Source organism: Hymenobacter aerophilus DSM 13606 (assembly GCF_000382225.1).
Lineage (GTDB): Bacteria > Bacteroidota > Bacteroidia > Cytophagales > Hymenobacteraceae > Hymenobacter > Hymenobacter aerophilus.
Genome location: NZ_KB907803.1, coordinates 15,090 through 40,130 on the forward strand (window position 1 = coordinate 15,090; position 25,041 = coordinate 40,130).

The following is a 25,041-nucleotide window of genomic DNA, read 5'->3' on the forward strand; positions in this document are numbered from 1 at the left end:
GCTCCGCTCTGCATGACGTTCCAAAACGAATCAGCCAGTGCCCCAACTTCAACCTCACCGCCCTTTGTTCTCCCGCTTCATCCGCTCCGGCCGTCGGTGGGCGGCCAGCGGGCTGCTGCTGGCCGGGCTGGCCGGGTGCAGCGGCCTCAAGTTCATCCCCGACGATGCCCGCCTCTACACCGGCAGCACCGTCAAGCTCAAGTCGAACACCGGCACCGAAATACCGAACGAGGCCGTGGTGCAGACCGAGCTGGAGGCCGTAATTGCGCCCCCGCCGAACTCCTCCATTCTGGGCATGCGGCCCAAGCTGTATTTCTGGCACCTGGGCGAGGGCAAAACCAAGGGCCTGGGCCACTGGCTGGCCGATAAGTACGGCGAGAAGCCGGTGCTGTTCAGCGAGGTGGATACGGCCCGCGTGGCCGGCCTCATGCTCAACCGCCTCAACAACGACGGCTTTTTCAAGCCCGAAGTGCGCGCCAACGTCAAGCTCGAAGACCGCACGGCCTCCGTCGATTATGAGGCCCGCGTAAACCAGGTGTACCGCATCAAGGAGGTGTTCTTCCCCGAGCGCGACACGCTGCTCGACCGCGACATTCGGGCCACCCAGGCGGCTTCGCTGCTGAAAGTGGGCGACCCTTATAATTTACAGACGTTCGTGAATGAGCGGGTGCGGATTGATAACGAGCTCAAGAACAAGGGCTACTACTATTTCGCGCCCGATTACCTGCTGTTTCAGGTAGACAGTACGCTGGATAATCAGGTGAATGTATACCTGAAAGTGAAGGGCAGCATTCCGGCCAATGCCGCCCAGCCCTACGTGCTCAACCGCGTGGTGCTCAACACCGATTACACCCTAGAAGACACCACGACCAACAAAACGCCCATCAACTACCGGGGCTACCGCTACTACCCCGACGAGTCGGTGTTCAAGGCCAAGGCCATTGCCAACGCCGTGTTCCTGTACCCCGACAGCCTCTACCGCCGCCGCCGCGCCGACCAGACGCTGAGCCGCCTGATGAGCCTGGGAACCTTCCGCTTCGTCGACCAGCAGTTCCGGCCCGCCCGCAACAAGCCCGATTCGTTGCAGTACGGCTTCCTGAACGCCATTGTGCGCATGACGCAGGTGCCCAAGAAGTCGATTCGGGCCGAGCTGCAGATGAACACGTCGAACCTGTTTACCGGGCCGGCCGTGGTGGTGCAGTACCGCAACCGCTCGGCGTTGCGCGGGGCCGAGCAGCTGCTCATCAACGCCCAGGCCTCGGTAGAAACGGGCAAGGGCGCGCTGTCGGGCGTTACCTCCACCCAGTACGGCCTCGATGCCCAGCTGCTGGTGCCGCGCCTGATTACGCCGCCCTTCGATATCCGGCTGCGCAACTCCGATTTCCAGCCCCGTACCTTCTTCGAGGCCGGCGTTAAGTACGTCGACCGTACCAAGTATTTCCAGCAGAACGTGTTCAACCTGGGCTACGGCTACACCTGGAAAACCAAGCTCACCAACGAGCAGCGCCTGCAACCCATCGACCTGCAGTACGTGCGCCTGAGCAACACCCAGCCCGTATTCGAGCAATTGCTCAACGATAAGCCCTTCCTGCGCCAGAGCTTCCGCCAGCAGTTCATTCTGGGCAGCAACTACACCTACACCTACAACCAGCAGGTGCTGGAGCAGCGCCGCAACCAGATTTACTTCAGCGGCGGCCTGGAGTTGTCGGGCAACCTGGCCTACCTGCTCAAGAACCTGGGCGGAGCCAGCAAGGAAACCACCGACACGGGCGAGCAGGCTTACAAGCTATTCGGGCGCGAGTTCTCGCAGTATTCCAAGGTGAACCTGGAGCTGCGCAACTACTACCGCACCTCTGTCAATCCGGCCAGCGGCAACAAACTGGCGGCCCGCCTGCTCATCGGCGCGGGCGTTCCCTACCTCAACTCCAGCGTGCTGCCCTACCTGAAACAGTACGGCATCGGCGGCCCCAACAGCGTGCGGGCCTTTGCCGCCCGCGGTATCGGCCCCGGCACCTACCGCACCCCCGCCAACAGCGGCAACGGCGGCTTCTACGACCAGGTAGGCGACATTCGCCTCGAAGGTAATATCGAGTACCGCCAGGATTTGTTTCCGTACGTGAAGGGCGCCGTGTTCGTGGATGCGGGCAACATCTGGCTGGTAAACGGCGACCCCGCCCGCCCCACCTACGACAGCAAAGGCCAACCCGACGGCAAAAACGGGCAGTTCCAGTTCAACTCCTTCTTCAAGGAACTGGCCGTAGGTGCCGGCGTAGGCCTGCGCATCGACGTGCAGTTCTTCGTTATCCGCCTCGATGCCGCCGTGCCCCTGCGCTACCCCTACGCCAACACGGACTTCGACGTCCGGAAAAACCCGGAAATTCCCGTGCCGCCGGGCTTCAACGACGAATACCGGAAAAGCCCCATGCTGCTCGACGGCCTGCGCCTGAACCTGGGTATCGGCTATCCGTTTTAAAAATAAGCTGTTAGCTGTTAGCTGAGAGCTTATAGCTGTTAGCTAGGCAGCACTGTAAGCCCCAGCGGGGCGACATATCGGTAGCCGGCAATGCGCCAACAATTCTAAAGCCCCAGCGGGGCGACACCTTCGTTGAACGATTGGTGTCGCCCCGCTGGGGCTTTAGAATTGTTGGCGCATTGCCGGCTACCGATATGTCGCCCCGCTGGGGCTGGCGGCTTGACGGCTACCGATATGTTGCCCCGCTGGGGCTTGCGCATTGCCGACTACCGACATGTCGCCCCGCTGGGGCTTGCCGCTACGGAACTACACTTCCGCCTCCAGCCGCATCTCTACCGGGGCGCCGGTGGTTTTGCGGGTGGGTACCACGGTTACGCGCACGTATTTCGAGGTGGGCGTATTGCTCTTCTTGGCCACGCTGCCGATGGGCACCAGCGGGTTGGCCTCGGGGAAGTAGGCCGACACGTTGCCGCGCGGAATGTCGTAGGGCACGGCCACGAACTTCTCCACCGTGCGGTCCTGGCCGTTGTAGTGGCTGGTTATGTCGATGAGGTCCTTGGCCTGCAGGCCGCGGTCGGCCATATCCACCGGGTTCATGAACAGCACGCGCCGCTCGCCATGGATGCCGCGGTAGCGGTCGTTGTAGTCGTAGATAGTGGTGTTGAACTGGTCGTGACTGCGGATGGTCATCAGGATCAGCTCGTCGGGGCCCACTTCGTAGCGCTCCAGCTCGGTGGTCGTGAAGTGGGCCATGCCGTCCTTGGTCGTGAAGTTCCGGTCGCGGGGGCCGTTGGGCAGGTAGAAGCCGCCCGGCCGCCGCAGCTTCTCGTTGAAGTTCTCGAAGCCCGGAATCACCCGCGCAATATGGTCGCGGATAACGTCGTAGTTCTCCGTCATGGCCACCCAGTCGGCAATGTTGGTTTTCTCGCCCAGCGTGGCAATGGCCACGCCGGCCAGGATGGCTACTTCGCTCAGCATCTGTCCGCGCAACGGCTCCAGCACGCCCTTGTTCTGGCTCACCACGCCCATCGAGTTTTCGCACGAGGTCATCTGGTGGCCGCTGGCCTGCATGTCGATGTCGGCGTGGGTGAAGCAGGGCAGCAGCAGGCTCGTTTTGCCGGTGGTGAGGTGGCCGCGGTTGAGCTTGGTGCCCACGTACACCGTCAGGTTCTGCTTGCGCATGGCCTCGGCAATAAACTCGGTGTCGGGGCCGGCGCCTAGCAGGTTGCCGCCGAGGCCGAAGTACACCTTCACGTCGCCGCGGTGCATGGCCTTGATGGCGTCCACGGTGTCGTAGCCGTGCTCGGTGGGCGAGGTGAAGTTGAACTCGGCGCCCAGCTTGTCGAGGAAGCTCTGCGGCATCTGCTCCCAGATACCCATCGTGCGGTCGCCCTGCACGTTGGAGTGGCCGCGCACCGGGCAGGTGCCCGCGCCGGCCTTGCCGATGGCGCCCTTCAGCAGCAGCAGGTTCACCAGCTCCTGAATCGTCTGCACGCCCTGGCGCTGCTGCGTCAGGCCCATTGCCCAGCAAATGATGATTTTCTTCTTGGTTGCCAGCAGGTTGGCCGCCTCCAGCAGGTCGGCCCGCGAAATGCCGCTCAGCTCCTCAATATCCTCCCAACTCGTGTTGCGGATGTTTTCGATGGCCGACTCGTAGCCCTCGGTGTACTTATTGATGAAGTCGAAGTCGAACACCTGGCCGGGGTTGAGCTCCTCGGCCGCCAGCAGGTGCTTCATCAGCCCGCGCAGCAGCGCCATGTCGCCATCCACCCGCACCTGCAGGTACACGTCGGTTATCACCGTGCCGTTGCCCAGCAGCGTGCCCAGAGCCTTCAGCGGGTTCATGAAATCCTGGGGGTTCTTGAAGTGGTTCAGGCCGGCCTCAATCAGCGGGTTTACGCTGATGATTTTGGCGCCGTTCTGCTTGGCCAGCTGCAGGGCGCTCAGCATCCGCGGGTGGTTGGTGCCCGGGTTCTGGCCCATAATCATAATCACCTCGGCCTCGTGGATGTCGTTGAGCGTAACCGAGCCCTTGCCCAGGCCCAGCGTGCTGCTCAGGGCCGCGCCGCTGCTTTCGTGGCACATATTCGAGCAGTCGGGCAGGTTGTTGGTGCCGAACTGCCGGGCAAACAGCTGGAACAGAAACGCCGGCTCGTTGGGCACCTTGCCCGAGGTGTAGAACACGGCCTCGTCGGGCGAATCCAGCGCGTTGAGCTCGTCGGCAATCAGCTGGAAGGCGTCGGCCCACTCGATGGGCTTGTAGTGGTTGTCGCCGGGGCGCAGCACCAGCGGGTGGGTAAGGCGGCCGGCGTTGTTCTGGTCGCGGTCGGTCATCTTAGAAAGCTGGGCCAGGCTGTGGCGGGCGAAGAACTCGGGCCCGCAGGCCTTGTCGTCGGCATCCGACGCGGTGGCCTTGGCCCCGTTCTCGCAGAATTCGGCAATCGAGCGGTGGTGGTCGGGGTCGGGCCAGGCGCAGCTGGAGCAGTCGAAACCGTCCTTTTGGTTCATGTTCAGCAGGCCCTTGGTGCCGCGGTCGACGCCGCCCTCGCCCCAGCTAAACGACATGCTTTTGAGTACGGCCGTGACGCCGGCGGCCACCGTCTGGCGGGGCTCCAGGCGCAGGCCGGTCAACTCCTCGGGTGGCTGGGCCAGAATGGGGTGCTTATACTTGGCGTTGGCGACGTCGGGGGCTTGCAGGGGCTCGGGCACTTTGTTGCGGTTGGTGGGGTCGTAGTGGTCGGGGGCGGGCGCCTGGCCCTGGTCGGGCCGCTCGCCGCTTTTGGGCGCGTTCTGGGCCTGTTGCTCGTTGGGCTGGCCGGCTTTGCCGGGGTCGGTGGCGGGGGAATTCTCCATAGAAAGGCGGGTGTCAGGCGTGAGGGCAGTAGGAAAGCTCGGACCGGAGCGGCGCAGTCAGTGCGCGCAGCCCAGGTCCTTCTCTACCAAGATAAGCAGGAATTGGTTTTCAGCCACTTCCAATCTTGTGCGCAGGCTGATTTCCTCCGCCGACCCGGCCCAGGCCGTGGCCTGTGCCGCCGGCACCAGCACCCGGATGCGACCCGGCTCCGGGCGCACCGTCAGCGCGGGCACGGCGTCGTCGCGCTCCAGCGAATACCGCAGCTGCCCCGCCGTGCCCGGCCCCAGCGGCACGGCCGTTTCCAGCCGCCCGGTGGCGGCAAATTCGGTTACTTCTTCGGGTTGCAGGCGCAGGCGCAGGGAGGTTTCGTCGAGGCGGAGTTTCATGACGTTCAATTTAAAAGTTGGTTCTGCTGATGGCCCTGCGCGGGCGCCTCACCCCCTAGCCCCCTCTCCGAAAAAGGAGAGGGGGGACTAGAAGCTAGTTTTTAGTTTAGTGGCGGTTGCTCTAATTCTAGAAAGCTAAAAATTAGTCCCCCCTCTCCTTTTTCGGAGAGGGGGCTAGGGGGTGAGGCGCCCGCGGAGGGGTCACCCAATCCGCTCGGGGTGCGAATAAATGTTGAACCGCTGCTGGCGCACGAAGCCGCAGAGCGTGAGGCCAAAGTCGTGGGCGGCGGAAACGGCCAGCGAGGAGGGCGCACCCACGGCGGCCATCACGGGGATGCCAGCCACGGCGGCCTTCTGCACCAGCTCGAATGAGGCCCGGCCGCTTACCAGTAGCACCGCGTCGGAGAGTGGCAGCTGGCCGGCGAGCAGCGCGGCCCCGATGGCCTTGTCGAGGGCGTTGTGGCGGCCCACGTCTTCGCGCAGCAGCAGCAGTTCGCCGGTGGGCGAGAACAGGGCCGCCGCGTGCAGGCCGCCGGTTTGCTCGAACAGCTCCTGGGCCTGGCGCTGGCGCTCGGGCAGCTGATGAATCACGGCTATGGGCACCTGCCAGCCGGCCAGCGGCAGGCGGGGGCAGCCGGCGGCGTGCACGGCGGCAATGCTGGTTTTGCCGCACACCCCGCAGCTGCTGCTGGTGTAGAAGTGGCGCTCCAGCCGCGGCAAATCGGGCTGCACGCTGGGGGCCAGCTCGGCCCGCACCACGTTCTCGCGCTCCTCGTCTTTGCTTACGTCGGGGCAGTAGAGGATGCCCTGGAGGTCCTGGGGGCCGGTGAGCAGGCCTTCGGTGAGCAGGAAACCGGCGGCCAGCTCGAAATCGTGGCCGGGCGTACGCATGGTGATGGCCAGCGTGCGGTGCTGGCGCTGCCCCAGCGGCCCAAACCCCACCCGGATTTCGAGCGGCTCCTCGGCGGCCAGCACATCGGTGGCCGGCTGCGCGGTGGCGCCGCGCACCTGCTGCACGGTGGCGTATTCGTAGCTGGTGGGCGGGAGCAGGGGTTGCATGGCGAAGGAGGGAAGAGAAGGCGCGCGTCGGGAAACCAACATACGGGGTTGCCTTATGTTGCGCCGCCTTATGTTGCGCCGCCCGGCAAACGAAAAGCGCTGCCCCTGATTCCGCCGGGGCGGGGTGGCGCGGTTGGCGCGGTTGGCCGCATAGCCCTTCCAGCACCCAACTGGCCAGCCACCCCGCGGCACCAAACCCGCGCCAGCCAGGGCAAAGGGCACCGGCCGGAGCGGTTGCCGAAATAACCGGCCGGTAAGCACCAAATACTACAAAGCGAATGGCCCCAAAGTGGTAGTTTTACCCGGCTGCCGCCAGCGGCTACGTCCGATAGTATCTTTTCTCTTTCCGTTTCCCGTTATGTCTAGCCCGCTTGCCGTTGTTGAGCAGTATTTCGCCCTAGTTGATGCGTTTGAAACCAAGGTGGCCGCCTATGCCGCCGTGCTGCACCCCGAGGTGGTGCAGACCGAGTACCCCAACGGCCTCTATAAAACCACCCAAACCCGCTCGCTCACCGGCATCCTGGACAACCTGCGCCTGGGCCGCGAGCTGCTGGCGCAACCCCACTTCGAGGTGCACCACACGCGGCTCTGCGACGATGGCAGCGTGCACGTAGAGGGCCAGTGGCAGGCTACGGCCATTAGTGATGCCGGCCCGCTGCTGCGTGGCCAGCGCGTGAGTGCCCACCTCTGCCTCATCTTCGAATTCAGGGACGGCCTGATTTTCCGGCAGCGCCGCTACCCCTGCTACGAAATCCTGTAGCCCCGCCGCAGCATCCGCCCACCGGGCCCGCCCGACGCCTCTGGTGCCGGGCGGGCCCGTTTCGTTCCACCCTCCCCACGTAGCTTCTTAACTGTCCGGGAGCCTTCCACCGATTGGAACCATCCTCCCGCGCCCCTGCCGGGCCCGCAACCGAATAGTTCGGTGCCCCCGCATCTTCCGGCAGCTGCTGCTGGAGCGTATTCAGTCTGAATAAGGCACCCCCCAAACGCCCACCAGCCGCTACCGGAGGCGGCAGCGGCTGGGGAAGCGTCGTGGAACGGCCCCTAATAGTTTTCAGACCATTGCACCGGTTGTAGAGACGCGACCCATCGCGTCTCGTCGTTGAACAGCCAGTGCCCTGTCAGCAACATCAGCAACGCCGAGACGCGATGGGTCGCGTCTCTACAACCGGCCTGCCAACCAGCGCTACGTTGCCGACCAGGAGCTAACGCTACTTCCTGGCCTGCTTAGGCTGTATCTCCCACCCTAGTAGCCTTCCTTCTGGAAGCCGAACTCGCGCAGGCGGGCCTCGGCCGTGTCGGGGTAGTTGGCTTTGAGCTGGTGGACGAGGGCGCGCAGGGCCCGGCGCACCTGCTTTTCGGTCTGGTCTTTGGCCCCCACCTGGGTGCTGCGCTGGCCGGCGGTATCGGTGCTCTGCTGCACCAGCTGGGCGTATTCGGTGGCCAGGGGCTGCCAGTAGGCGGTGCCGTACTTCTTCTGGTCGAAGCTGTGGGCCTGGAGGGCAGCCAGCAGCTTGGGCAGCGCCTTGGCCCGCTCGGGACGGGCACTGGGCAGTTGATAGGTTTTGTTTTCGCGCTCGATGCCGAACTAGGGGAAGTAGGCGCGGCCCTGGTCCTGCTCGTGCTCCTCGGCCAGGTAGGCCTTCACGTAGCGCAGGTTCTTATCGAGCTGCTGGTCCAGCTCCTGGAGCCGGCGGGCCTGGGGGCTGCGCTGGTCGCCGGCGGCCTCGGCCGCGTCGCGGTTCTGGGCAAAGCTGGCGGCCAGGGCCGTGAAGTCGGCTTTGGCGAGCCACAGCAGCGCGGGCAGCTCCGAGGCGGCCCAGGCGCGGGCGGCATTGGTGGCCAGCGCGGCCAGCGGCACGGCGCTGGTGGGCAGCTGGCCGATGCGTTTTTTGGTAACCGGAGCCGGGTTCGGCTCCGCTGAGGCGGGAGGTAACATAAAAACGGGAATAAGGGAGAATGATGGGCCTAATGTATTGATTTGTTGGCAACTCCCTGCACTCCCCCGGACCTTTATCCAATGGTTTAGCTGCTCCCTAACCTTCCGGGAGCCCTTCACCAATCGTTTAGGTCCTCCCGGAAGGCCCGGGAAGGCAAAACCAATCGTTGGAAAACTCCCGAAAAGCCCGGGAGCCTCCCCCCAATTGCAGGAAAGCTCCCCCACCTTTCGGAAGCCTTCCAACGATTGGTGGAAGCCTCCCGGAAAGTGGGGGAGCAGCTAACCGGATGGTTCTGACCGGGCCAGCCGGCTGGAGAACCGCTTCCTAAGCAGCGCCCGTCGCCAGCGTCGTATCGGGCGGCACTCTGGCTGTGGCTATCGGGTGCGTTAGGAAACTCAGCACCTGCCTCGCTGAGTAGGGAAACTCCCGCACCACCGGCTGCCCGTGGTAAACTGGGTAGTCGATGGTGATGCGCCGATGCGCTGTTAAAACAGGAGTTGGCATGTGGCTGGGATGCAGAAGTGCCGGTTTGTTCTACATACTTGAATGCTAATTAGCCGTTCATATTCGTCGAAGCAGCATAGTCTATGCTTAATATCTTATCGTACTTTTACCAATATGATATGTTCTATTCCCAGTTAGTTGAAGTGCCCATCACAATCACTGGCACGGAGGGGCAAGAATGTGTCAACGCCTGTAATACTAGAGCGCGTTGCCATCTAAGTATTTCAACTTTTTCGCCTGATTTTCGTTCAAAAAAACTCACATCATTAACTAAAATTTTAAAAAATATGGCCGGTAAATTTATCTTCCGTAGAAACCTTGATATAGGTAGCTTAGAGGCTGAGACAGATTCTTTCCTTATAGAAACATTTACAGATAAAGGTGATTTTGAAGTTTTAAGGGACACACAGAACGGTAGATGCATATTGATAGGTCGTACAGGATCTGGAAAATCGGCTCTATTACGGTATCTTGAGGATCAAGAAGATAATGTGACTAGAATAAACCCTGAAGCTATGTCTCTTAAGTATCTGAGCAACTCAGATATAATAAATTACTTGAAAGCGCTAGGAACAAATTTAGATTTATTCTATAAAGTCTTATGGAAACATGTGTTTATTATAGAATTTTTAAAAATGCATACTGAAAATGATTCTTATAAACAAAGGGGTTTTCTAACAATGCTTAGTGATAAGTATTCGCTCAATAAAAAGAAAAAAGAAGCTTTAGAGTATTTAAAAAAAATATAAGGATGATTTTTGGGAAAAAACTGAAATACGTGTAAAAACGGTAGAGGAACAAATAAAGACAAAGTTAAGCAGTGAAATAGGGATAACCCCTCCAATATTAGATAAGCTAATTTCAGGGAAATTTAGTGGAGAACTTGAGCATTTAAGTCTCGAAAAAGCAGATATTGCCAATAAAGCCCAGAAAGTCATAAGCGAGTTGCAGGCTGATGCTATTTATAGTGTAGTGGATATTCTGAAGGATGATATATTTAAAATAAAAAATAAAAAATATTATATAGTCATAGATGATTTAGACAAGGATTGGGTTGATGTTTCAATTGTGTATGATTTAATTAGAGCTCTGATTGTTACAATAAATGAATTGAAATCAATTCCAGGCACAAAAATCATTATAGCTCTGCGTGACAATCTTTATGAAAAGACTTTCCAATTTGGAGATGTGCGTGGCATGCAAAGGGAAAAATACAGACAATTAAATCTTATTCTTGATTGGAATCATATCTATTTAAAAGAACTCCTTAACAGAAGGTTAGCAAGGTTAATGAAAAACCAGTATAGTAATAATGTTCCTACAATAGAGGATGTTATGCCAAAGGCTACCGGCAATAAATTATCGGGATTTGATTATCTTATCAAAAGAACCTTGCTAAGGCCAAGAGATGTAATTGCCTTTTTTAATAAGTGTATTGATAAAAGTAATGGTCAATCTACTATAACTAGAGAAACCTTAAGTTTAGCTGAGCCTGAATATTCACGTGAGAGATTAGAGGCAATTGAAGATGAATGGCTAGAGAATTTTGGATCTATTTTACCAATGACATTTTTTTTAAAAGGAACGATAGGGTATTTTAGATTTAGGGATATTAGAGAAATCGACATTGAAAAAACACTTCTTGCTAATGTTTTAGATAAACAATCTGCTCTGCAGAAAATACAAGATGATTACATATCTGGAACTATAGAATTTGATCTAGCAGTTAAACAAATATTATGCATTCTTTATAGAGTGGGAATATTAGGCGCAAAATTATCTGCAAGCGAAACTACATTATATGCCCACAGTTCAACAATGAATTTGGAACCAGCGGATATATTGGATGAAACTAAATTTTATGTTCATTTAATGTTTCACGCAGCTTTAAAAATAAACCCTAAAGCCACTACAGTTGATTAATAAATAAAGGGGGCGCTGTCCTCATGCGACAGCGCCCCCTTTATTTATTAATCAACTGTAACTCGGTCCGGCAACTATATCACTCCCAGAGATACTTTCCCTACGACCCGCAAGCCTCGCAGCCTTCCGGGTCGTCTAGCGAGCAGCTCATATCCGACTGGTTCTGGGCCGATACGGTGAGCGGCTCCAGGGTTTCGGCGGCCTGCTTCTGCACCGTGAACTTGATGGCGTCGGCGGCGGCTTTGGTACGCAGGTAGTACATGCCCGTTTTCAGGCCCTTCTTCCAGCTGTGGAAGTGCATGCTGGTGAGCTTGCCGAAGTTCACGTTCAGTACGTGCAGGTTCAGGCTCTGGCTCTGGCAGATGTACGCGCCCCGGTCGGCCGACATGTCGATGATGCGGCGCTGGGAAATCTCCCACACCGTTTTATACAGGTCCTTGATGTGCTGGGGGATGCTCGGGATGTCCTGCACCGAGCCGTTGGCGGCAATGATGGCCGTCTTCATCTGCTCGTTCCAGAGGCCGAGCTTGATGAGGTCTTTGAGCAGGTGTTTGTTCACCACCATAAACTCGCCGCTGAGCACCCGGCGCACGTAAATGTTGCTCGTGTAGGGCTCAAACGACTCGTTGTTGCCCAGAATCTGGGCGGTGCTGGCCGTGGGCATGGGGGCCACCAGCAGCGAGTTGCGGGCGCCAAACTCCATCACCTCGGCGCGCAGCGCGTCCCAGTCCCAGCGGCCCGAGTCGGGCGTGACGCCCCAGAGGTCGAACTGGAACTGGCCCTTGCTCAGGGGCGAGCCGGGGAAGGTTTCGTAGTGGCCGTCGCGCTTGGCCAGGTCCTTGGAGGCCGTCATGGCCGCGAAGTACAGCGTCTCGAAGATGTCCTTGTTAAGGCCGGTGGCTTCGTCGCTCTCGAAGGGCATGCGCAGGGCAATGAACGTATCGGCCAGGCCCTGCACGCCCAGCCCGATGGGGCGGTGGCGGCGGTTGCTGCGCTCGGCCTCGGGCACCGGGTAGTAGTTGATGTCGATGACCTTGTTCAGGTTCAGCGTGGCGTGGTAGGTAACCTCGTAGAGCTTCTGGTGGTCGAAGAACAGGTTGCCGGCTTCGTCGGGGCGCACGTAGCGGGGGAGGGCCAGCGAGGCCAGGTTGCACACGGCCACCTCGTTTTCGTCGGTGTACTCCATAATCTCGGTGCAGAGGTTGGAGCTCTTGATGGTGCCGAGGTTCTGCTGGTTGCTCTTGCCGTTGGCGGCGTCCTTGAACAGCATGTAGGGCGTGCCGGTCTCGGTCTGGCTTTCCAAGATGGCAAACCACAGCTCCTGGGCCTTAATGGTTTTGCGGCCCTTGCCTTCGCGCTCGTACTTCTGGTAGAGCTTCTCGAACTCGGCGCCGTGGCTGGTGTCGAGGCCGGGGCACTCGTGGGGGCACATCAGCGTCCAGTCGCCGTTGGCTTCCACCCGCTTCATGAACAAATCGGGCGTCCAGAGGGCGTAAAACAGGTCGCGGGCGCGCATTTCCTCCTTGCCGTGGTTCTTTTTCAGGTCGAGGAAGTCGAAAATATCGGCGTGCCAGGGCTCCAGGTAGATGGCAAAGGCGCCCTTGCGCTTGCCCCCGCCCTGGTCGACGTAGCGGGCCGTGTCGTTGAACACCTTGAGCATGGGCACGAGGCCGTTGGAGGTGCCGTTGGTACCTTTGATGTAGGTGCCGGTAGCGCGCACATTGTGCACCGCCAGCCCAATGCCGCCGGCGCTCTGCGAAATCAGGGCGCAGTTTTTCAGCGTGTCGTAAATGCCGTCGATGGAGTCGTCCTTCATCGTGAGCAGGAAGCAGGAGCTGAGCTGGGGCTTGGGCGTGCCGGCGTTGAAGAGCGTGGGCGTGGCGTGGGTAAACCACCGCTCGCTCATCAGCTCGTAGGTTTCGATGGCGGCGGCAATATCCTGCTTATGAATGCCCACGGCCACGCGCATCAGCATGTGCTGGGGCCGCTCGACTACCTTGCCATCGAGGCGCAGCAGGTAGCTGCGCTCCAGGGTCTTGAAGCCGAAGTAGTCGTAGTTGTAGTCCCGGTCGTAGATGATGGCCGAGTCGAGCGTGGCGGCGTTCTGGTGCACGATTTCCCACACGTCCTGGGCAATCAGCGAGGCATTCTCGCCCGTTTTGGGGTCCTCGTAGGTGTGCAGCCGCTTCATGGTGCTGCTGAACGACTTGCTCGTGACCTTGTGCAGGTTGCTCACGGCAATGCGGGCGGCCAGGATGGCGTAGTCGGGGTGCTTGGTGGTGAGCGAGGCGGCGGTTTCGGCGGCCAGGTTGTCGAGCTCCACGGTCGTTACGCCGTCGTAGATGCCGTCAATCACCTTTTTGGCCACCTCAATCGGGGCCACAAAGTTCATGTTCAGGCCGTAGCAGAGCTTTTCGATGCGGGCCGTAACCTTGTCGAACTTCACGGATTCGCGGCGGCCGTCGCGCTTGAGTACCAACATAAGCGTACTGGTTGAAGGGGTGAGGGAGGTAGAAAGAGGCCCCGGCTGATGGCAGTTGGCAATCAGCCGAGGCATGGAGTCTGGTTCAATCAAGCCCGGCGAACGGTCCGGACGCAGGCATTGATACCGGAAGATATTTCTATCTGGCGGGCTGCCCAAACCTTCTGTTAAGAAGTTTTCCACATACCCCTAAAACGGTGCAGTTCAGCCGCTTTTTGCCGTTCGGCTTTTGCTATATAGCCTGGCAGCGCGCCGGAATTTTGGGTTGGCGGATTGGTGCCGATGTGTTACGGGCCCCCGAAGGCCGACCCGGCCGCAACCAAAAAGCCCGCATCCTCCGGCGCACAAGGCGCCAAAGAATGCGGGCTTCAGTTACTTGAAAACCGGTGCCGGCCGGGGCCGCTTAGTTAATAAGCACCCGGGCCACGCGGGGCGCGGACTGGCCGGCAGTGCGCACAGTGGCGATGTACAGGCCCTTGGGCAGCTGGCGCACATCGAGGCGGGGCTTGGCGCCGTGCAGCGTGGTTTGCAGCACCACGCGGCCGCTCAGGTCGCGCAGCTGCAGCTCAGCGGGGCCGTTGCCGGCTGTTTCCACCGTAATAAAGTCGTTGGTGGGGTTGGGGTACACCGCCAGCCGCCCGGCCACCACGGCCGGCGCCGTGGCCGTCACGATATCGAAGGGCGCCCCGAACGCACCATCCAGAAAGCGCAGGCGGTTGGTTAGCCAGGTGCTGGTGTAGTCGAGCTGGGTAGCCATGGTGGCCGGCGCGAAATCAGCCCAGGCCAGCTGCTCGCGCTCATACACGGCGTTGCGCTGCAGCAGGCTCTGGTTTGCCCGGAACTTGCCCAAGATGTGCTCTTCGGTCAGAATGGTCCGGCGCAGCTCGGCCCAGCGGGTTTGCAGCGTGGCCCGGAAGCCGTTGGCCGTGCGGTCCTGCCACAGCCGGTTGTAGAAGCCGTTGGAGAGCAGGTCGGTGGTGGTATTGTTGTTGAGGCCGTCCCAGCCCGTACCGAACACGCCGTCGAGGTCCCAGGGCACGTAGAAGTACGGCTCGCCCTGCTTGTACTTGGCAATGTAGAGGTTCTTGCCAGTGTTGTCGGTGGCCCGCGTCAGGTTCAGAAACAGGTAGTAGTCAACGGCGTTCTGCAGGTTGAACTTCTGCTGGTAAGTGGCCAGAAACTCCCGCTCGGAGCTGTTGCGCACAAAGCCCACGAAGCCGTGCAGGCTGGTCCAGTCAATCTGCTCATCGGGGTGCTTGTACTCGAAGCCGGCCCAGATTTCGGAGCTGTTATCGAAGTCGGGCAGGCCGCTGAACGTCACGGCCGGACCCCAGTCGTCGCCCTTGTACAGCTCGCCGGTGATGCCGTTGCTGTACTTTTTCAGCTTGAGTTGCTTGCGGTCAATCCGCTCGGTAAGCGCGTACACGCCCCGGTAGGTGCCGTTCACGAACACCTCCACGTATTCGAGGGCAATGCCGCTTTTGGCGTCCGGCTCCTGCGCCCGGTAGGTGGGCTGGTGGATTTCCTGCCACAGCTCGTGGCTGCTTTTGTTGCGCACCCGCAGCGGCTCGTTGTACAGGGCCTGCAGGTTGTACTTGTTGTCGGAGCGCATACCCAGCAGCCGCACATCGCGCGACTTGGCGCCGGTGCTGTCCTGCCAGAAGCTCAGCTCGTACGACTTCTTGGGGTAGGTTTGCGAGAAGCCGCCGCGGTACTCAATGCCCAAATCGGCCGTCAGCGTCTGGCCCTGGCCATCCACCAGCGTCAGGCGGCCGGCAATGCTGGGCGTGTCCTGGATGGAGTCGCGGGTGGTAATGCTCAGGATGGGCAAATCGGTGAAATACACCGCGTACCGGGTGCCGTCGTGCTCGGCCTCGTAGCCCGTGCGGGTCGTGAGGCTCGCCACCGGCTTGGTGAACTGGTAGGTCTGGTCGAGGTTGAGGTGGCTGTTCTGTTCGCCGGGCTCAATCTGGGCCGCCGCCGGCTGCCTGTTAAGCAGAATCAGCTGCTTCTGCGTGTCGATGTTGTAGAAGGCGGGGGCCAGCGTCAGCGTATCGGCCTGGCCCGGCGTGGCAGCCAGCAGCCCACCCAACGACAGAAATAGGACAAGAGTAAAGTTTTTGCGCATCCGAATAAGTTAAAATTGCGGCCGCAAAAGTAAGATTAAATAAAGACGGGTCAAATGATGCGCAATGAATTAGCCGGTGCGCTTCCGCCATACTGCATCTGTAATTTAATATAGATGGAGCTAATATAGGGGGATTTCAGACTCTTGCCGATAATTGCGACCATAGCTATGCAGCCATTAAGTCGATGTGGCTGATTTGCACATTTGTAAGTTTAGTTGTGGCTCGATGGTGAAGTTGGATAAATTTGGACCCCAGGAGGAATAAAAAGCCTACGTTTATTGTCCGGCTGAGCCCTCTGCCTGCCTTGTTGTTACTTCAACCACTTGCCCGTTGCGTACGCTAAGTTCTTTTTTCCGGGTTGCCGGCCGCCGCGGGTGGAGTTACAGTCTGCTGAGCAGCCTGCTGCTGGCTGCCAGCCCGCTGGCCGCCCAGCGCTTCGCCGCCATCGGCGACTACGGCTACGCCGGCGCGGCGGAGCGCGACGTTTCGGAGCTGGTGAAAAGCTGGAATCCGGAGTTCATCATCACCCTGGGCGACAACAACTACGACCTGGGCGACTCCACCACCATCGACCAGAACATCGGCCAGTACTACCACGCCTACATCCACAACTACAAGGGCCGCTACGGCCCCCGCACGTCCACCGACCGGTTTTTCCCCTCGCTGGGCAACCACGATTACTACACCCGCAACGGCCAGGCCTACCGCGACTACTTCACGCTGCCCGGCAACGGCCGCTACTACGAGTTCGTGCGCGGCGACGTGCACCTGTTCGCCCTCAACAGCGACCCGGCCGAGCCCGACGGCATCAAGGCCAACTCGGTGCAGGCGCAGTGGTTGAAGGAGCGGATGGCCGCTTCGCGGGCCCGCTGGAAAGTGGTGTATTTCCACCACGCCCCCTACACTTCGGGCCTGCATGGCCCCGACGCCGACCTGCAGTGGCCCTTCCGCGAGTGGGGCGCCTCGGTGGTGCTGACCGGCCACGACCATATCTACGAGCGGCTGCAGCTTGACGGGCTGACCTACTTCGTGAACGGGCTGGGCGGCCGCAACATCCACGGCACCCGCCCGGCCCGGCGCCCCGAAAGCCAAGTGCTCTACAACGCCGATTACGGCGCCATGCTACTCAACGCCACCCCCGACAGCCTCACGCTGCAGTTCATCACCCGCACCCGCCGCGTGATTGACACCCACGTGCTACACCGCGAGGGCGGGCCCGCGCCAGTGCTGTATCCCATCAGCCCCAACCCGGCCAGCCCCGAAAGCCAAGTTGAGTTTTACCTGCCCGCCGCCGCGCGGGCCCAACTGCGGGTACTCGACGGCCTGGGCCGCGAGGTAGCCCGCCTGCACGACGGCCCCGCCGCCACCGGCTGGCACCGCCGCCCCCTCGGGGCCGCCGGGCTGGCGCCGGGCCTCTACTTCGTGCAGCTGCGGGGCCCCGGCTTCACCCAAACCAGCCGCTTCGTGGTGCAGTAAGCAGGATATCCTCGTAGTGTAAAGCGCAAAATGCCCCGCTTCCAAATCCGGAGGCGGGGCTTTTTGTAGGGTGGTAAATACGGGGGTGTTTAGAAATCCTCGTCGAGCGAGAAGGCGTTTTCGGTTCGCTCGCTCATCACGCCGGCCTTCTGGTACTCGGCCACGCGCTTCTCGAAGAAGTTGGTTTTGCCCTGCAGCGAAATCATTTCCATGAAATCGAAGGGGTTGGTGGCCCCATAGATGCGGTTGTAGCCCAACGATTCGAGCAGGCGGTCGGCCACGAACTCGATGTACTGGCTCATGGTTTTGGCGTTCATGCCAATCAGGTTCACGGGCAGCGCGTCGGTCACGAACTCCTGTTCAATCTGCACCGCGTCGCGGATGATTTCCTGCACGCGGGCCTCGGGCAGCTTGTTTTGCAGGTGGTCTTTGTAGAGCAGACAGGCGAAGTCGCAATGCAAGCCTTCGTCTCTGGAAATCAGCTCGTTGCTGAAGGTGAGGCCGGGCATCAGGCCGCGCTTCTTCAGCCAGAAAATGGAGCAGAACGAGCCGGAGAAAAAGATGCCCTCCACGGCAGCAAAGGCAATCAGGCGCTCGGTGAAGTTCTCCGAGTTGATCCACTTGAGAGCCCACTCGCCCTTTTTCTTCACGCAGGGTACCGTTTCGAGGGCGTTGAAGAGGTAGTCTTTCTGCTTGGGGTCTTTGATGTAGGTGTCAATCAGCAGCGAGTAGGTTTCGGAGTGGATGTTTTCCATCATCACCTGGAAACCGTAGAAGCAGCGGGCCTCGGCCATCTGCACTTCCTGCATAAAGTTGATGGCCAGGTTCTCGTTCACGATGCCATCGGAGGCCGCGAAGAAGGCCAGTACGTGCGAGATGAAGTGCCGCTCGCCGTCGTTGAGGTTGTCCCAGTCCTTCTGGTCCTGGCTCAGGTCGATTTCCTCGGCCGTCCAGAAAGAGGCCTCGGCCTTCTTGTAAAACTGCCACACATCATCGTGCTGAATCGGGAAAAGAACGAAGCGGTTGGGGTTTTCGGTGAGGAGCGGTTCCATGCAGTCGGGGTGAAAGGCGAAAAATAGCGGCGCGGTAAAGGCCGCGCCTAGCTAACTCAGGCTTAGAAGCAATGTTTGCCGATTTCCTCGGCGGGGCTTAAAACCAAAGATAGCCCACCGCACCGGGAAAGGCAGCCCCGCACCGGAATTTTTTGCCCTACTTGGTTAGGCCTGTCCTCAGTGCCCAACGCTCTGCTACTAACAAGGGCCGTTGAGTCTAAAAAGAACCGAATCAGGGTTTTGGATAGGGTGAGGGTAAGAAAAGCGGAAAAGTTATCCACATTTGGCGTGTGGACAAGGTAGGTTATCCACAAAAAAGCTATTCGCGTACCCGCTGGCGCGTTCGTTGGATAAGGGTGTTTGGGGCCTGCCAGGATAGGCGGTCTGCTATTTAGTTAGTTAGAGTTTGGATATGTAAAAGGTTACGGGTACTTTTGCCTTCCAATTTTCAGAAACACCAAGACGCCGATGTACGCAATTGTCAACATAGCCGGGAAGCAGACCAAGGTCGAAGCCAATAAATTTGTATACGCCCACCGTTTGGCTGGCAACGTTGGCGACGAGGTGCAGCTGGGCAAGGCCCTGCTGACCGATGATAACGGAACCCTCACCATTGGCTCGCCGCTGCTGGACGTGACCGTAACCGGCACCATCCTCGCCCACGTGAAGGGTGATAAGGTGCTCGTGTTCAAGAAGAAGCGCCGCAAGGGCTACAAGAAGCTGAACGGTCACCGTCAGCAGTTCACCAAAGTAATGATCAACAGCATCGGCTAGTTTTGGGAGCTGCAAGCTGCAAGCTATAAGCTGCAAGCCTGCTGTTCGAAAACTATCGGGCTTAATTCTATCATAAAGCTTGCAGCTTGTAGCTTGCAGCTTGAAGCTCTAAAAAAATGGCACACAAGAAAGGCGTAGGTAGCTCCAACAACGGCCGCGAATCGGAATCCAAGCGCTTGGGCGTGAAGATCTTCGGCGGTCAGTCCATCATTTCCGGCAACATCATCGTGCGTCAGCGCGGCACCAAGCACCACCCCGGCCAGAACGTGGGCATGGGCAAGGACCACACCCTGTTCGCCATGATCGACGGCACGGTGCAGTTCCGCAAGGGCCGCAAAGACCGCTCGTTCGTATCGGTAGTAGCCGGCGACGTAGTAGCCTCGGAGGTGCACACCTCGGCTCCTGCTTCGGCTGAAGCCCACGACAACGCATAGTTTTGAATTCTTAGCTGGTGGCTCTTAGCCGCTAGCTTGGTTCAGAAAGCAAAGCCCTGCCGGCTCTTTTCCTTCCGGGGATGAGGAGCCGACAGGGCTTTTGGCGTTGCGAGTTGATAGTTGGATTAGGAGAGTCTGAAAGGGCAAAAGCTATCCGCTAAAAGCTATTGGCTAACAGCTTCTTCCAAACACAAACACTTCATCCTCGCCCAAGCGGAACTGCTCTTGCAGACCGCTCAGGCCCATTTTTGGTGCCGGCACGCCACCACCCAGCCGCCTGGGCGCCCGGATGATGCGGGCTTCGTCCCAGAGGCCATCTTTGAGCAGGGAGTTGAGCACCGTCGTTCCGCCCTCGACCAGCACCGACTGCACCTGCCGCTTATGCAACTGCTGCAGCATCTGCGGAAACAGGTCTTCGGCTTCCGATAACACCACAAATTCCAGGTTGGGGCGGCTGGCTTGCTCGCGGTAAGTGAACACCAGCGTGGGCTGGCTGCCGTCGAACAGGTGGTGGGTGGGCGGCAGGCTCAGGTTTTTGTCGATAACCAAGCGCAGTGGGTTCTGGCCGGGCCACTCGCGCAGGTTCAGGCGGGGGTTGTCGTGCAGGGCCGTGCGGGTGCCCACCAGAATGGCCTGCTCCTCGGCCCGCCACCGGTGCACCGCTACCCGGCTCTGCTCGCCGCTGATGGGCACCGACTGGTAATAGGGTCCGGCCAGGTAACCGTCGGCGGTTTCGGCCCACTTGAGTACCACGTAGGGCCGCTGCCGCTCCTGGACCGTGAAAAAGCGCCGGTTCAGCCAACGGCCCTCCGCCTCCAGCACCCCGGTTTCCACCTTAATACCGGCTTCCCGCAGCCTAGCTATACCCCGGCCGGCTACCAGCGGGTTGGGGTCGGCGTTGCAGATGACCACTTCAGCCACTCGCTTTTCGATGAGCAAATCGGCGCAGGGGGGCGTTTTGCCGTGGTGGGCGCAGGGCTCCAGCGTTACGTACACGCAGCTTTGCGGCAGCAGTTCGGGCTGTTGCACGCTGTTGATGGCATTTACCTCGGCGTGCGGGCCGCCGTACTGCCGGTGCCAACCTTCGCCAATAATGCGGCCTTCGTGGGTGATAACGCAGCCGACCAAAGGGTTGGGCCGGGCAAAACCGGCGCCGAGCCGGGCCAGGTCGAGAGCCCGGCGCATCATCAGCTGGTCGAAATTGGGATTGGGGGCAAGCATGGACAAGGATTAAGAACGGGATGGGCGGGACGTTCAACGGTGAGACGCGATGGGTCGCGTTTCTACCGCCGCCACACAAATTGAGCTTGGAGGATGAAGATACGCGCCGGCCCTAAATGAGGACAGCGGGCCGGGCCGTACTTTTGCCCTATGCCCACGCTCCGCCAGCTCTCTGCCGACCTTCGCTCCGCCCTGCAGCCCATCTACGAAGCGCCCGAAGCCGAGGCCATGGCTGCTCAGGTACTCGAATACCTGCTCGGACTCACGCCCCTGCAACGCCGCATGCGGGCCGACGAGCCGTTAGCGCCCGCTGCTAGGCTGGATGCGCTGCCCGCTTTGCAGGCGCGGTTGCTGCGGCACGAGCCGCTGCAGTACGTGTTGGGTATGGCTCACTTTGCCGGCCTGGAGCTGGAGGTAACGCCCGCCACGCTCATCCCGCGCCCCGAAACCGAGGAACTGGTGGAGCTGATTGCCCGAGAGCAGCGGGGCCGGGTGGGCCTGCATGTGCTCGATGTGGGAACCGGCTCGGGCTGCATTCCGCTGGCGCTGGCCGCCCGGCTGCCGGGCGCCCGGCTAACGGCCGTCGATGTATCGGCCGAAGCCTTGTCGGTGGCCCGCCGCAATGCGGTGCGCTGCGGCGTGGCGGTCGATTTTCAGCAGGTAGATATTCTGCAGGCAGTGCCCCAACTGGCCGCGCCGCTCGATGTGCTGGTGAGCAACCCGCCCTACGTGCTGGAAAATGAACGCGCCCTGATGCGGCCCAACGTGCTGAAGTTTGAGCCCGCCACCGCCCTGTTCGTGCCCGACCACGACCCGCTGCTGTTCTACCGCCGCATTGCCGAACTCGGCCGGGAGTTGCTGACGACCGGCGGGGCGCTCTACTTCGAAATCAACGAGCAATATGCTGCCGAAACCCAGGAACTGCTACGCGGCCTGGGCTATGCATCTATTGCGAGCCACCTGGATATCTTCGACCGCCCGCGTATGGTGCGGGCTACCTGGCAAGGTGGGGTTTGCTGAAGGTAAAAAGTTGGGCAAATGGGGAAATGAAGGTCTTTGAGGTGCTACCTGCCGGATTCCTTGAGGTAACTTCCCAACAACTCAACGCGCTACCCTAAAACTTCCCCGCTCAAAGCCGTACCTTTGCCGGCTCAATTATTGCCGGCCCGCCTGCCGCTATGCCCCACCCGCTACCTGCCTACTACGCTCACCCAACGGCCGTCCTCGACGAGGGGTGCCAAATTGGGGCGGGGTGCCGTATCTGGCACTTTTGCCACGTGAGTGCCGGCGCCGTGCTGGGGGAGGGGTGTAACCTGGGCCAGAATGTTTTCGTAGCCGACGGCGTGCAGCTGGGTCGCAACGTGAAAGTGCAGAACAACGTGAGCCTCTACGCCGGCGTAGAGTGCGCCGACGACGTGTTTATAGGCCCTTCGGTTGTATTTACCAACGTGCGCAACCCCCGCGCCGCTGTGCCCCGCCGGGGCGAAGCGCATTACCTGCCCACCCGCCTCGGGCGCGGCGCCACCATCGGGGCCAACAGCACCCTGGTGTGCGGCGTAACGCTGGGCGAGTACGCCTTTGTGGGCGCCGGCTCGGTGGTAACGCGCGACGTGCTGCCCTACGCGCTGGTGTACGGCAACCCCGCCCGGCCCCGGGGCTGGATGAGCGCCCACGGCCATCTGCTGGCCTTCGACGACGCCGGCCGCGCCACCTGCCCCGAGAGCCGGCAGCAGTATCAGCTAACCGACGGCCGCGTTTCGGCGCTGGGCTCCTAGAAAAGCTGCCAGCGTATTATCTCCTTTAAGTCCTCAAGACCCCAAGCCCCAACTCCGTGTACGACCAATTAGTTAGTAAAAAGGCCAAGCTGGCCGTTATCGGCCTCGGCTATGTGGGCCTGCCCATTGCCCTGGAGTTTGCCCGCCGGATTCAGGTTATCGGCTTCGATATCAATGCCAAGCGGGTGGAGATGATGCGCAACCACGTGGACCCGAGCGGCGAGCTGGAAGCCAAGGACTTTGAAGGCTGCGACATTGAGTTCACCGATTCGCTCGATGTGCTGCGCGAGGCTACGTTCTTCATTGTAGCCGTGCCCACGCCCATCGACGAGCACGCCCAGCCCGACCTGAAGCCCCTGCTCGGCGCTTCGGCTTCGGTGGGTAAGGTGCTGAAAAAGGGCGACTACGTGGTGTTTGAAAGCACCGTGTACCCTGGCTGCACCGAGGACGACTGCATTCCGGTAATGGAGCAGCACTCGGGCCTGAGCTTCGCCAACGGCGACTTCAAAGTGGGCTACTCGCCCGAGCGCATCAATCCCGGCGACAAGGAGCACACGCTCAGCAGCATCGTGAAGGTGGTGGCCGGCTGCGATGCCGGGTCGCTGGAGGACATTGCCAAAACCTACGAGCTGGTGGTGCAGGCCGGTGTACACCGGGCCAGCTCCATCAAAGTAGCCGAGGCGGCCAAAATCATCGAAAACACCCAGCGCGACGTGAACATTGCGCTGATGAACGAGCTGTCGATGATTTTCGACCGCATGAACATCAACACCTACGAGGTGCTGGAAGCGGCCGGCACGAAGTGGAACTTCCTCAAATTTTCGCCCGGTCTGGTAGGCGGCCACTGCATCGGCGTCGACCCTTACTACCTCACCTACAAGGCCAAGGAGCTGGGCTATGATGCTAAGGTGATCCTGAGCGGGCGCACCACCAACGACAATATGGGGGCCTACATCGCCCGCAAAACGGTGCAGATGATGATCAAGAAGGGCAAGGACGTGGCCAAGAGCCGGGTGCTGGTGATGGGCGCCACCTTCAAGGAAAACGTGGAGGACATCCGCAACTCCAAGGTCGCCGACGTGATTCAGGAGCTGAAGAACTTCTCGGTCAACGTGGACATCGTGGACCCGCACGCCGATTCCGACGAGCTGTTTCACGAGTACGGCTTCCGCCTGACGCCCGCCGCCGACGTGCGCTCCGACTACGACGCCGTAGTAGTAGCCGTCGGCCACCAACCCTACACCGAGTGCGACGAGGCCTACTTCCAGTCGATAACCTCCGACGACGCCGTACTGGTCGACATCAAAGGGCTGTTCCGCGGCAAAGTGCGCGAAATGCAGTACTGGAGCCTCTAGCGGTGAAATGGTGAGATGGTGAGTTGACGTTTTATTTGCGCAACAAGTGCCGGTAGCGCCAGCCGAACATCAACTCACTATCTCACCATTTCACCATTTCACCATCTCACTACTAAATAGATGAATCGAACGAAAATACTGGTAACGGGTGGGGCGGGCTACATTGGCTCGCACGCGGTGGTGGAGTTATATCAGGCCGGTTTTCAGCCGGTTATCATTGATAACTTTGCCAATTCGCAGGAGTCAGCACTGCACGGGGTGGAAAGCATCCTGGGCGTGAAGGTGCCGCTGCACCGCATCGACTGCAACGACGCCGAGGCCTTGCGGGCCGTGTTTGCCGAGGAAGGCAACGTGCGCGGCGTGATTCACTTCGCAGCCTACAAGGCAGTGGGGGAATCGATGGAAAAGCCGTTGGAGTACTACCAGAACAACGTAGGTTCGCTCCTAACGCTGCTGACGGTGATGCGCGAGTTTGGGGTGGAGGCGCTGGTGTTCTCCTCGTCGTGCACCGTGTACGGCGTGCCTGACGCGCTGCCCGTAACCGAGCAGACGCCTACCAAAAAAGCCAACTCGCCCTACGGGGCCACCAAGCAGATGTGCGAGGACATTCTGCGCGATGTGGCCGCCGCCCCCGGCAACACGCTGCGTACCATTTTGCTGCGCTACTTCAACCCGATTGGCGCCCACGCCTCAGCTAAAATCGGGGAACTGCCGCTGGGCGTACCCCAGAACCTGATTCCGTACGTGGTGCAGACGGCCGCCGGCATCCGCGAGCAGCTTACCATCCACGGCGACACCTACGACACGCCCGACGGCACCAACATCCGCGACTACGTGCACGTGGTGGACCTGGCCAAGGCCCACGTGGTGGCCGTGCAGCGCCTGCTGGCCGGCACCGGCGAGCTGGTAGAAACCTTCAACGTGGGCACCGGCCGCGGCAATTCGGTGCTGGAAGTGGTGCAGGCCTTTGAAGGCGCCACTGGCGTCAAACTCAACTATAAGATAGGCCCGCCCCGCCCCGGCGACGTGCCCGCCATCTACGCCGACGTTACGAAATCGGTGGAAGTCCTGGGCTTCCAGACCTCGGCTTCGCTGGAAGAGGCGCTGGCCAGTTCCTGGAAATGGCAGTTGTCTTTAGCTGGCTCCTCAGCTGATAGCCAATAGCTGTTAGCTTTTCGAGCCAGATTAATCCTTCAATAGAAAG

At 59.9% G+C, this 25,041-nt stretch carries 20 protein-coding genes; 11 read left to right on the forward strand and 9 right to left on the reverse strand.

The window, feature by feature from the left end:
* The first annotated feature begins 64 nt into the window (after positions 1 to 64).
* On the forward strand, positions 65 to 2,473 hold the full coding sequence (gene tamL, locus H145_RS19875; protein WP_019946825.1) for a translocation and assembly module lipoprotein TamL: 2,409 nt from the start codon (positions 65 to 67) through the stop codon (positions 2,471 to 2,473).
* A gap of 306 nt (positions 2,474 to 2,779) precedes the next feature.
* Here the strand turns inward: tamL and H145_RS0103895 are convergent, their stop codons facing one another.
* From H145_RS0103895 to fdhD, 3 genes are all read right to left on the reverse strand, one after another.
* Entirely contained in the window at positions 2,780 to 5,326 is a 2,547-nt protein-coding gene (locus H145_RS0103895) for an FdhF/YdeP family oxidoreductase (RefSeq protein WP_019946826.1), read from the reverse strand.
* A gap of 57 nt (positions 5,327 to 5,383) precedes the next feature.
* The gene (locus H145_RS23940) at positions 5,384 to 5,713 is read right to left on the reverse strand and encodes a DUF7009 family protein (protein ID WP_019946827.1); all 330 of its coding nucleotides are present in this window, start codon (positions 5,711 to 5,713) and stop codon (positions 5,384 to 5,386) included.
* 201 nt (positions 5,714 to 5,914) lie between these two features.
* Entirely contained in the window at positions 5,915 to 6,772 is an 858-nt protein-coding gene (gene fdhD, locus H145_RS0103905) for a formate dehydrogenase accessory sulfurtransferase FdhD (RefSeq protein WP_019946828.1), read from the reverse strand.
* 358 nt (positions 6,773 to 7,130) lie between these two features.
* On the opposite strand from fdhD, the gene H145_RS0103910 reads away from it, so the two are divergent.
* Positions 7,131 to 7,532: a nuclear transport factor 2 family protein gene (locus H145_RS0103910; RefSeq protein WP_019946829.1), complete on the forward strand. Its 402-nt coding sequence runs from the start codon at positions 7,131 to 7,133 to the stop codon at positions 7,530 to 7,532.
* 486 nt (positions 7,533 to 8,018) lie between these two features.
* Here H145_RS0103910 and H145_RS23945 read toward each other — a convergent pair whose 3' ends face one another.
* Both H145_RS23945 and H145_RS0103920 read right to left on the reverse strand, forming a co-directional pair.
* Complete coding sequence (locus H145_RS23945) at positions 8,019 to 8,195, reverse strand: hypothetical protein (protein WP_019946830.1); 177 nt, start codon at positions 8,193 to 8,195, stop codon at positions 8,019 to 8,021.
* Positions 8,196 to 8,360: 165 nt separating this feature from the next.
* Positions 8,361 to 8,711 (reverse strand): hypothetical protein, encoded by a 351-nt coding sequence (locus H145_RS0103920; RefSeq protein WP_019946831.1) that lies wholly within the window; start codon positions 8,709 to 8,711, stop codon positions 8,361 to 8,363.
* A 624-nt stretch (positions 8,712 to 9,335) separates the two neighbouring features.
* Between H145_RS0103920 and H145_RS23950 the strand changes: the two genes are divergently transcribed.
* Entirely contained in the window at positions 9,336 to 9,965 is a 630-nt protein-coding gene (locus tag H145_RS23950) for a hypothetical protein (RefSeq protein WP_157541131.1), read from the forward strand.
* Positions 9,966 to 10,074: 109 nt separating this feature from the next.
* Positions 10,075 to 11,139: a P-loop ATPase, Sll1717 family gene (locus H145_RS23955; RefSeq protein ID WP_394330649.1), complete on the forward strand. Its 1,065-nt coding sequence runs from the start codon at positions 10,075 to 10,077 to the stop codon at positions 11,137 to 11,139.
* Between the two features lie 100 nt (positions 11,140 to 11,239).
* Here H145_RS23955 and H145_RS0103925 read toward each other — a convergent pair whose 3' ends face one another.
* Both H145_RS0103925 and H145_RS22515 read right to left on the reverse strand, forming a co-directional pair.
* On the reverse strand, positions 11,240 to 13,621 hold the full coding sequence (locus H145_RS0103925; RefSeq protein ID WP_019946832.1) for a ribonucleoside-diphosphate reductase subunit alpha: 2,382 nt from the start codon (positions 13,619 to 13,621) through the stop codon (positions 11,240 to 11,242).
* Between the two features lie 403 nt (positions 13,622 to 14,024).
* Positions 14,025 to 15,749, reverse strand: coding sequence for a CotH kinase family protein (locus tag H145_RS22515; RefSeq protein WP_019946833.1), 1,725 nt, complete (start codon positions 15,747 to 15,749; stop codon positions 14,025 to 14,027).
* Between the two features lie 331 nt (positions 15,750 to 16,080).
* Between H145_RS22515 and H145_RS22520 the strand changes: the two genes are divergently transcribed.
* The gene (locus H145_RS22520) at positions 16,081 to 17,226 is read left to right on the forward strand and encodes a metallophosphoesterase (protein WP_019946834.1); all 1,146 of its coding nucleotides are present in this window, start codon (positions 16,081 to 16,083) and stop codon (positions 17,224 to 17,226) included.
* Positions 17,227 to 17,315: 89 nt separating this feature from the next.
* Here H145_RS22520 and H145_RS0103940 read toward each other — a convergent pair whose 3' ends face one another.
* Positions 17,316 to 18,278: a ribonucleoside-diphosphate reductase small subunit gene (locus tag H145_RS0103940; RefSeq protein WP_019946835.1), complete on the reverse strand. Its 963-nt coding sequence runs from the start codon at positions 18,276 to 18,278 to the stop codon at positions 17,316 to 17,318.
* A gap of 468 nt (positions 18,279 to 18,746) precedes the next feature.
* Between H145_RS0103940 and rplU the strand changes: the two genes are divergently transcribed.
* The gene (rplU, locus tag H145_RS0103945; RefSeq protein ID WP_019946836.1) at positions 18,747 to 19,052 is read left to right on the forward strand and encodes a 50S ribosomal protein L21; all 306 of its coding nucleotides are present in this window, start codon (positions 18,747 to 18,749) and stop codon (positions 19,050 to 19,052) included.
* Between the two features lie 116 nt (positions 19,053 to 19,168).
* Positions 19,169 to 19,486, forward strand: coding sequence for a 50S ribosomal protein L27 (gene rpmA / locus H145_RS0103950; protein ID WP_019946837.1), 318 nt, complete (start codon positions 19,169 to 19,171; stop codon positions 19,484 to 19,486).
* A 171-nt stretch (positions 19,487 to 19,657) separates the two neighbouring features.
* Here the strand turns inward: rpmA and ribD are convergent, their stop codons facing one another.
* Positions 19,658 to 20,707, reverse strand: coding sequence for a bifunctional diaminohydroxyphosphoribosylaminopyrimidine deaminase/5-amino-6-(5-phosphoribosylamino)uracil reductase RibD (gene ribD, locus H145_RS0103955; protein ID WP_019946838.1), 1,050 nt, complete (start codon positions 20,705 to 20,707; stop codon positions 19,658 to 19,660).
* A gap of 150 nt (positions 20,708 to 20,857) precedes the next feature.
* On the opposite strand from ribD, the gene prmC reads away from it, so the two are divergent.
* From prmC to galE, 4 genes are all read left to right on the forward strand, one after another.
* On the forward strand, positions 20,858 to 21,727 hold the full coding sequence (gene prmC, locus H145_RS0103960) for a peptide chain release factor N(5)-glutamine methyltransferase (protein WP_019946839.1): 870 nt from the start codon (positions 20,858 to 20,860) through the stop codon (positions 21,725 to 21,727).
* A 158-nt stretch (positions 21,728 to 21,885) separates the two neighbouring features.
* Positions 21,886 to 22,482: an acyltransferase gene (locus tag H145_RS0103965; RefSeq protein ID WP_026351234.1), complete on the forward strand. Its 597-nt coding sequence runs from the start codon at positions 21,886 to 21,888 to the stop codon at positions 22,480 to 22,482.
* 56 nt (positions 22,483 to 22,538) lie between these two features.
* Positions 22,539 to 23,837 (forward strand): nucleotide sugar dehydrogenase, encoded by a 1,299-nt coding sequence (locus H145_RS0103970; protein ID WP_019946841.1) that lies wholly within the window; start codon positions 22,539 to 22,541, stop codon positions 23,835 to 23,837.
* Between the two features lie 120 nt (positions 23,838 to 23,957).
* Positions 23,958 to 25,001 (forward strand): UDP-glucose 4-epimerase GalE, encoded by a 1,044-nt coding sequence (galE, locus tag H145_RS0103975; RefSeq protein WP_019946842.1) that lies wholly within the window; start codon positions 23,958 to 23,960, stop codon positions 24,999 to 25,001.
* The last annotated feature ends 40 nt before the right edge of the window (positions 25,002 to 25,041 follow it).

Bases quoted from the DNA above. Each gene is read 5' to 3' on its own strand.
- H145_RS0103895 (WP_019946826.1), bottom strand. From the start codon at position 5,326: ATGGAGAATTCCCCCGCCACCGACCCCGGCAAAGCCGGCCAGCCCAAC.
- H145_RS23940 (WP_019946827.1), bottom strand. From the start codon at position 5,713: ATGAAACTCCGCCTCGACGAAACCTCCCTGCGCCTGCGCCTGCAACCC.
- fdhD (WP_019946828.1), bottom strand. From the start codon at position 6,772: ATGCAACCCCTGCTCCCGCCCACCAGCTACGAATACGCCACCGTGCAG.
- H145_RS0103910 (WP_019946829.1), top strand. From the start codon at position 7,131: ATGTCTAGCCCGCTTGCCGTTGTTGAGCAGTATTTCGCCCTAGTTGAT.
- H145_RS0103920 (WP_019946831.1), bottom strand. From the start codon at position 8,711: ATGTTACCTCCCGCCTCAGCGGAGCCGAACCCGGCTCCGGTTACCAAA.
- H145_RS23950 (WP_157541131.1), top strand. From the start codon at position 9,336: ATGTTCTATTCCCAGTTAGTTGAAGTGCCCATCACAATCACTGGCACG.
- H145_RS0103925 (WP_019946832.1), bottom strand. From the start codon at position 13,621: ATGTTGGTACTCAAGCGCGACGGCCGCCGCGAATCCGTGAAGTTCGAC.
- H145_RS22515 (WP_019946833.1), bottom strand. From the start codon at position 15,749: ATGCGCAAAAACTTTACTCTTGTCCTATTTCTGTCGTTGGGTGGGCTG.
- H145_RS0103940 (WP_019946835.1), bottom strand. From the start codon at position 18,278: ATGGAACCGCTCCTCACCGAAAACCCCAACCGCTTCGTTCTTTTCCCG.
- rplU (WP_019946836.1), top strand. From the start codon at position 18,747: ATGTACGCAATTGTCAACATAGCCGGGAAGCAGACCAAGGTCGAAGCC.
- rpmA (WP_019946837.1), top strand. From the start codon at position 19,169: ATGGCACACAAGAAAGGCGTAGGTAGCTCCAACAACGGCCGCGAATCG.
- ribD (WP_019946838.1), bottom strand. From the start codon at position 20,707: ATGCTTGCCCCCAATCCCAATTTCGACCAGCTGATGATGCGCCGGGCT.
- prmC (WP_019946839.1), top strand. From the start codon at position 20,858: ATGCCCACGCTCCGCCAGCTCTCTGCCGACCTTCGCTCCGCCCTGCAG.
- H145_RS0103965 (WP_026351234.1), top strand. From the start codon at position 21,886: ATGCCCCACCCGCTACCTGCCTACTACGCTCACCCAACGGCCGTCCTC.
- galE (WP_019946842.1), top strand. From the start codon at position 23,958: ATGAATCGAACGAAAATACTGGTAACGGGTGGGGCGGGCTACATTGGC.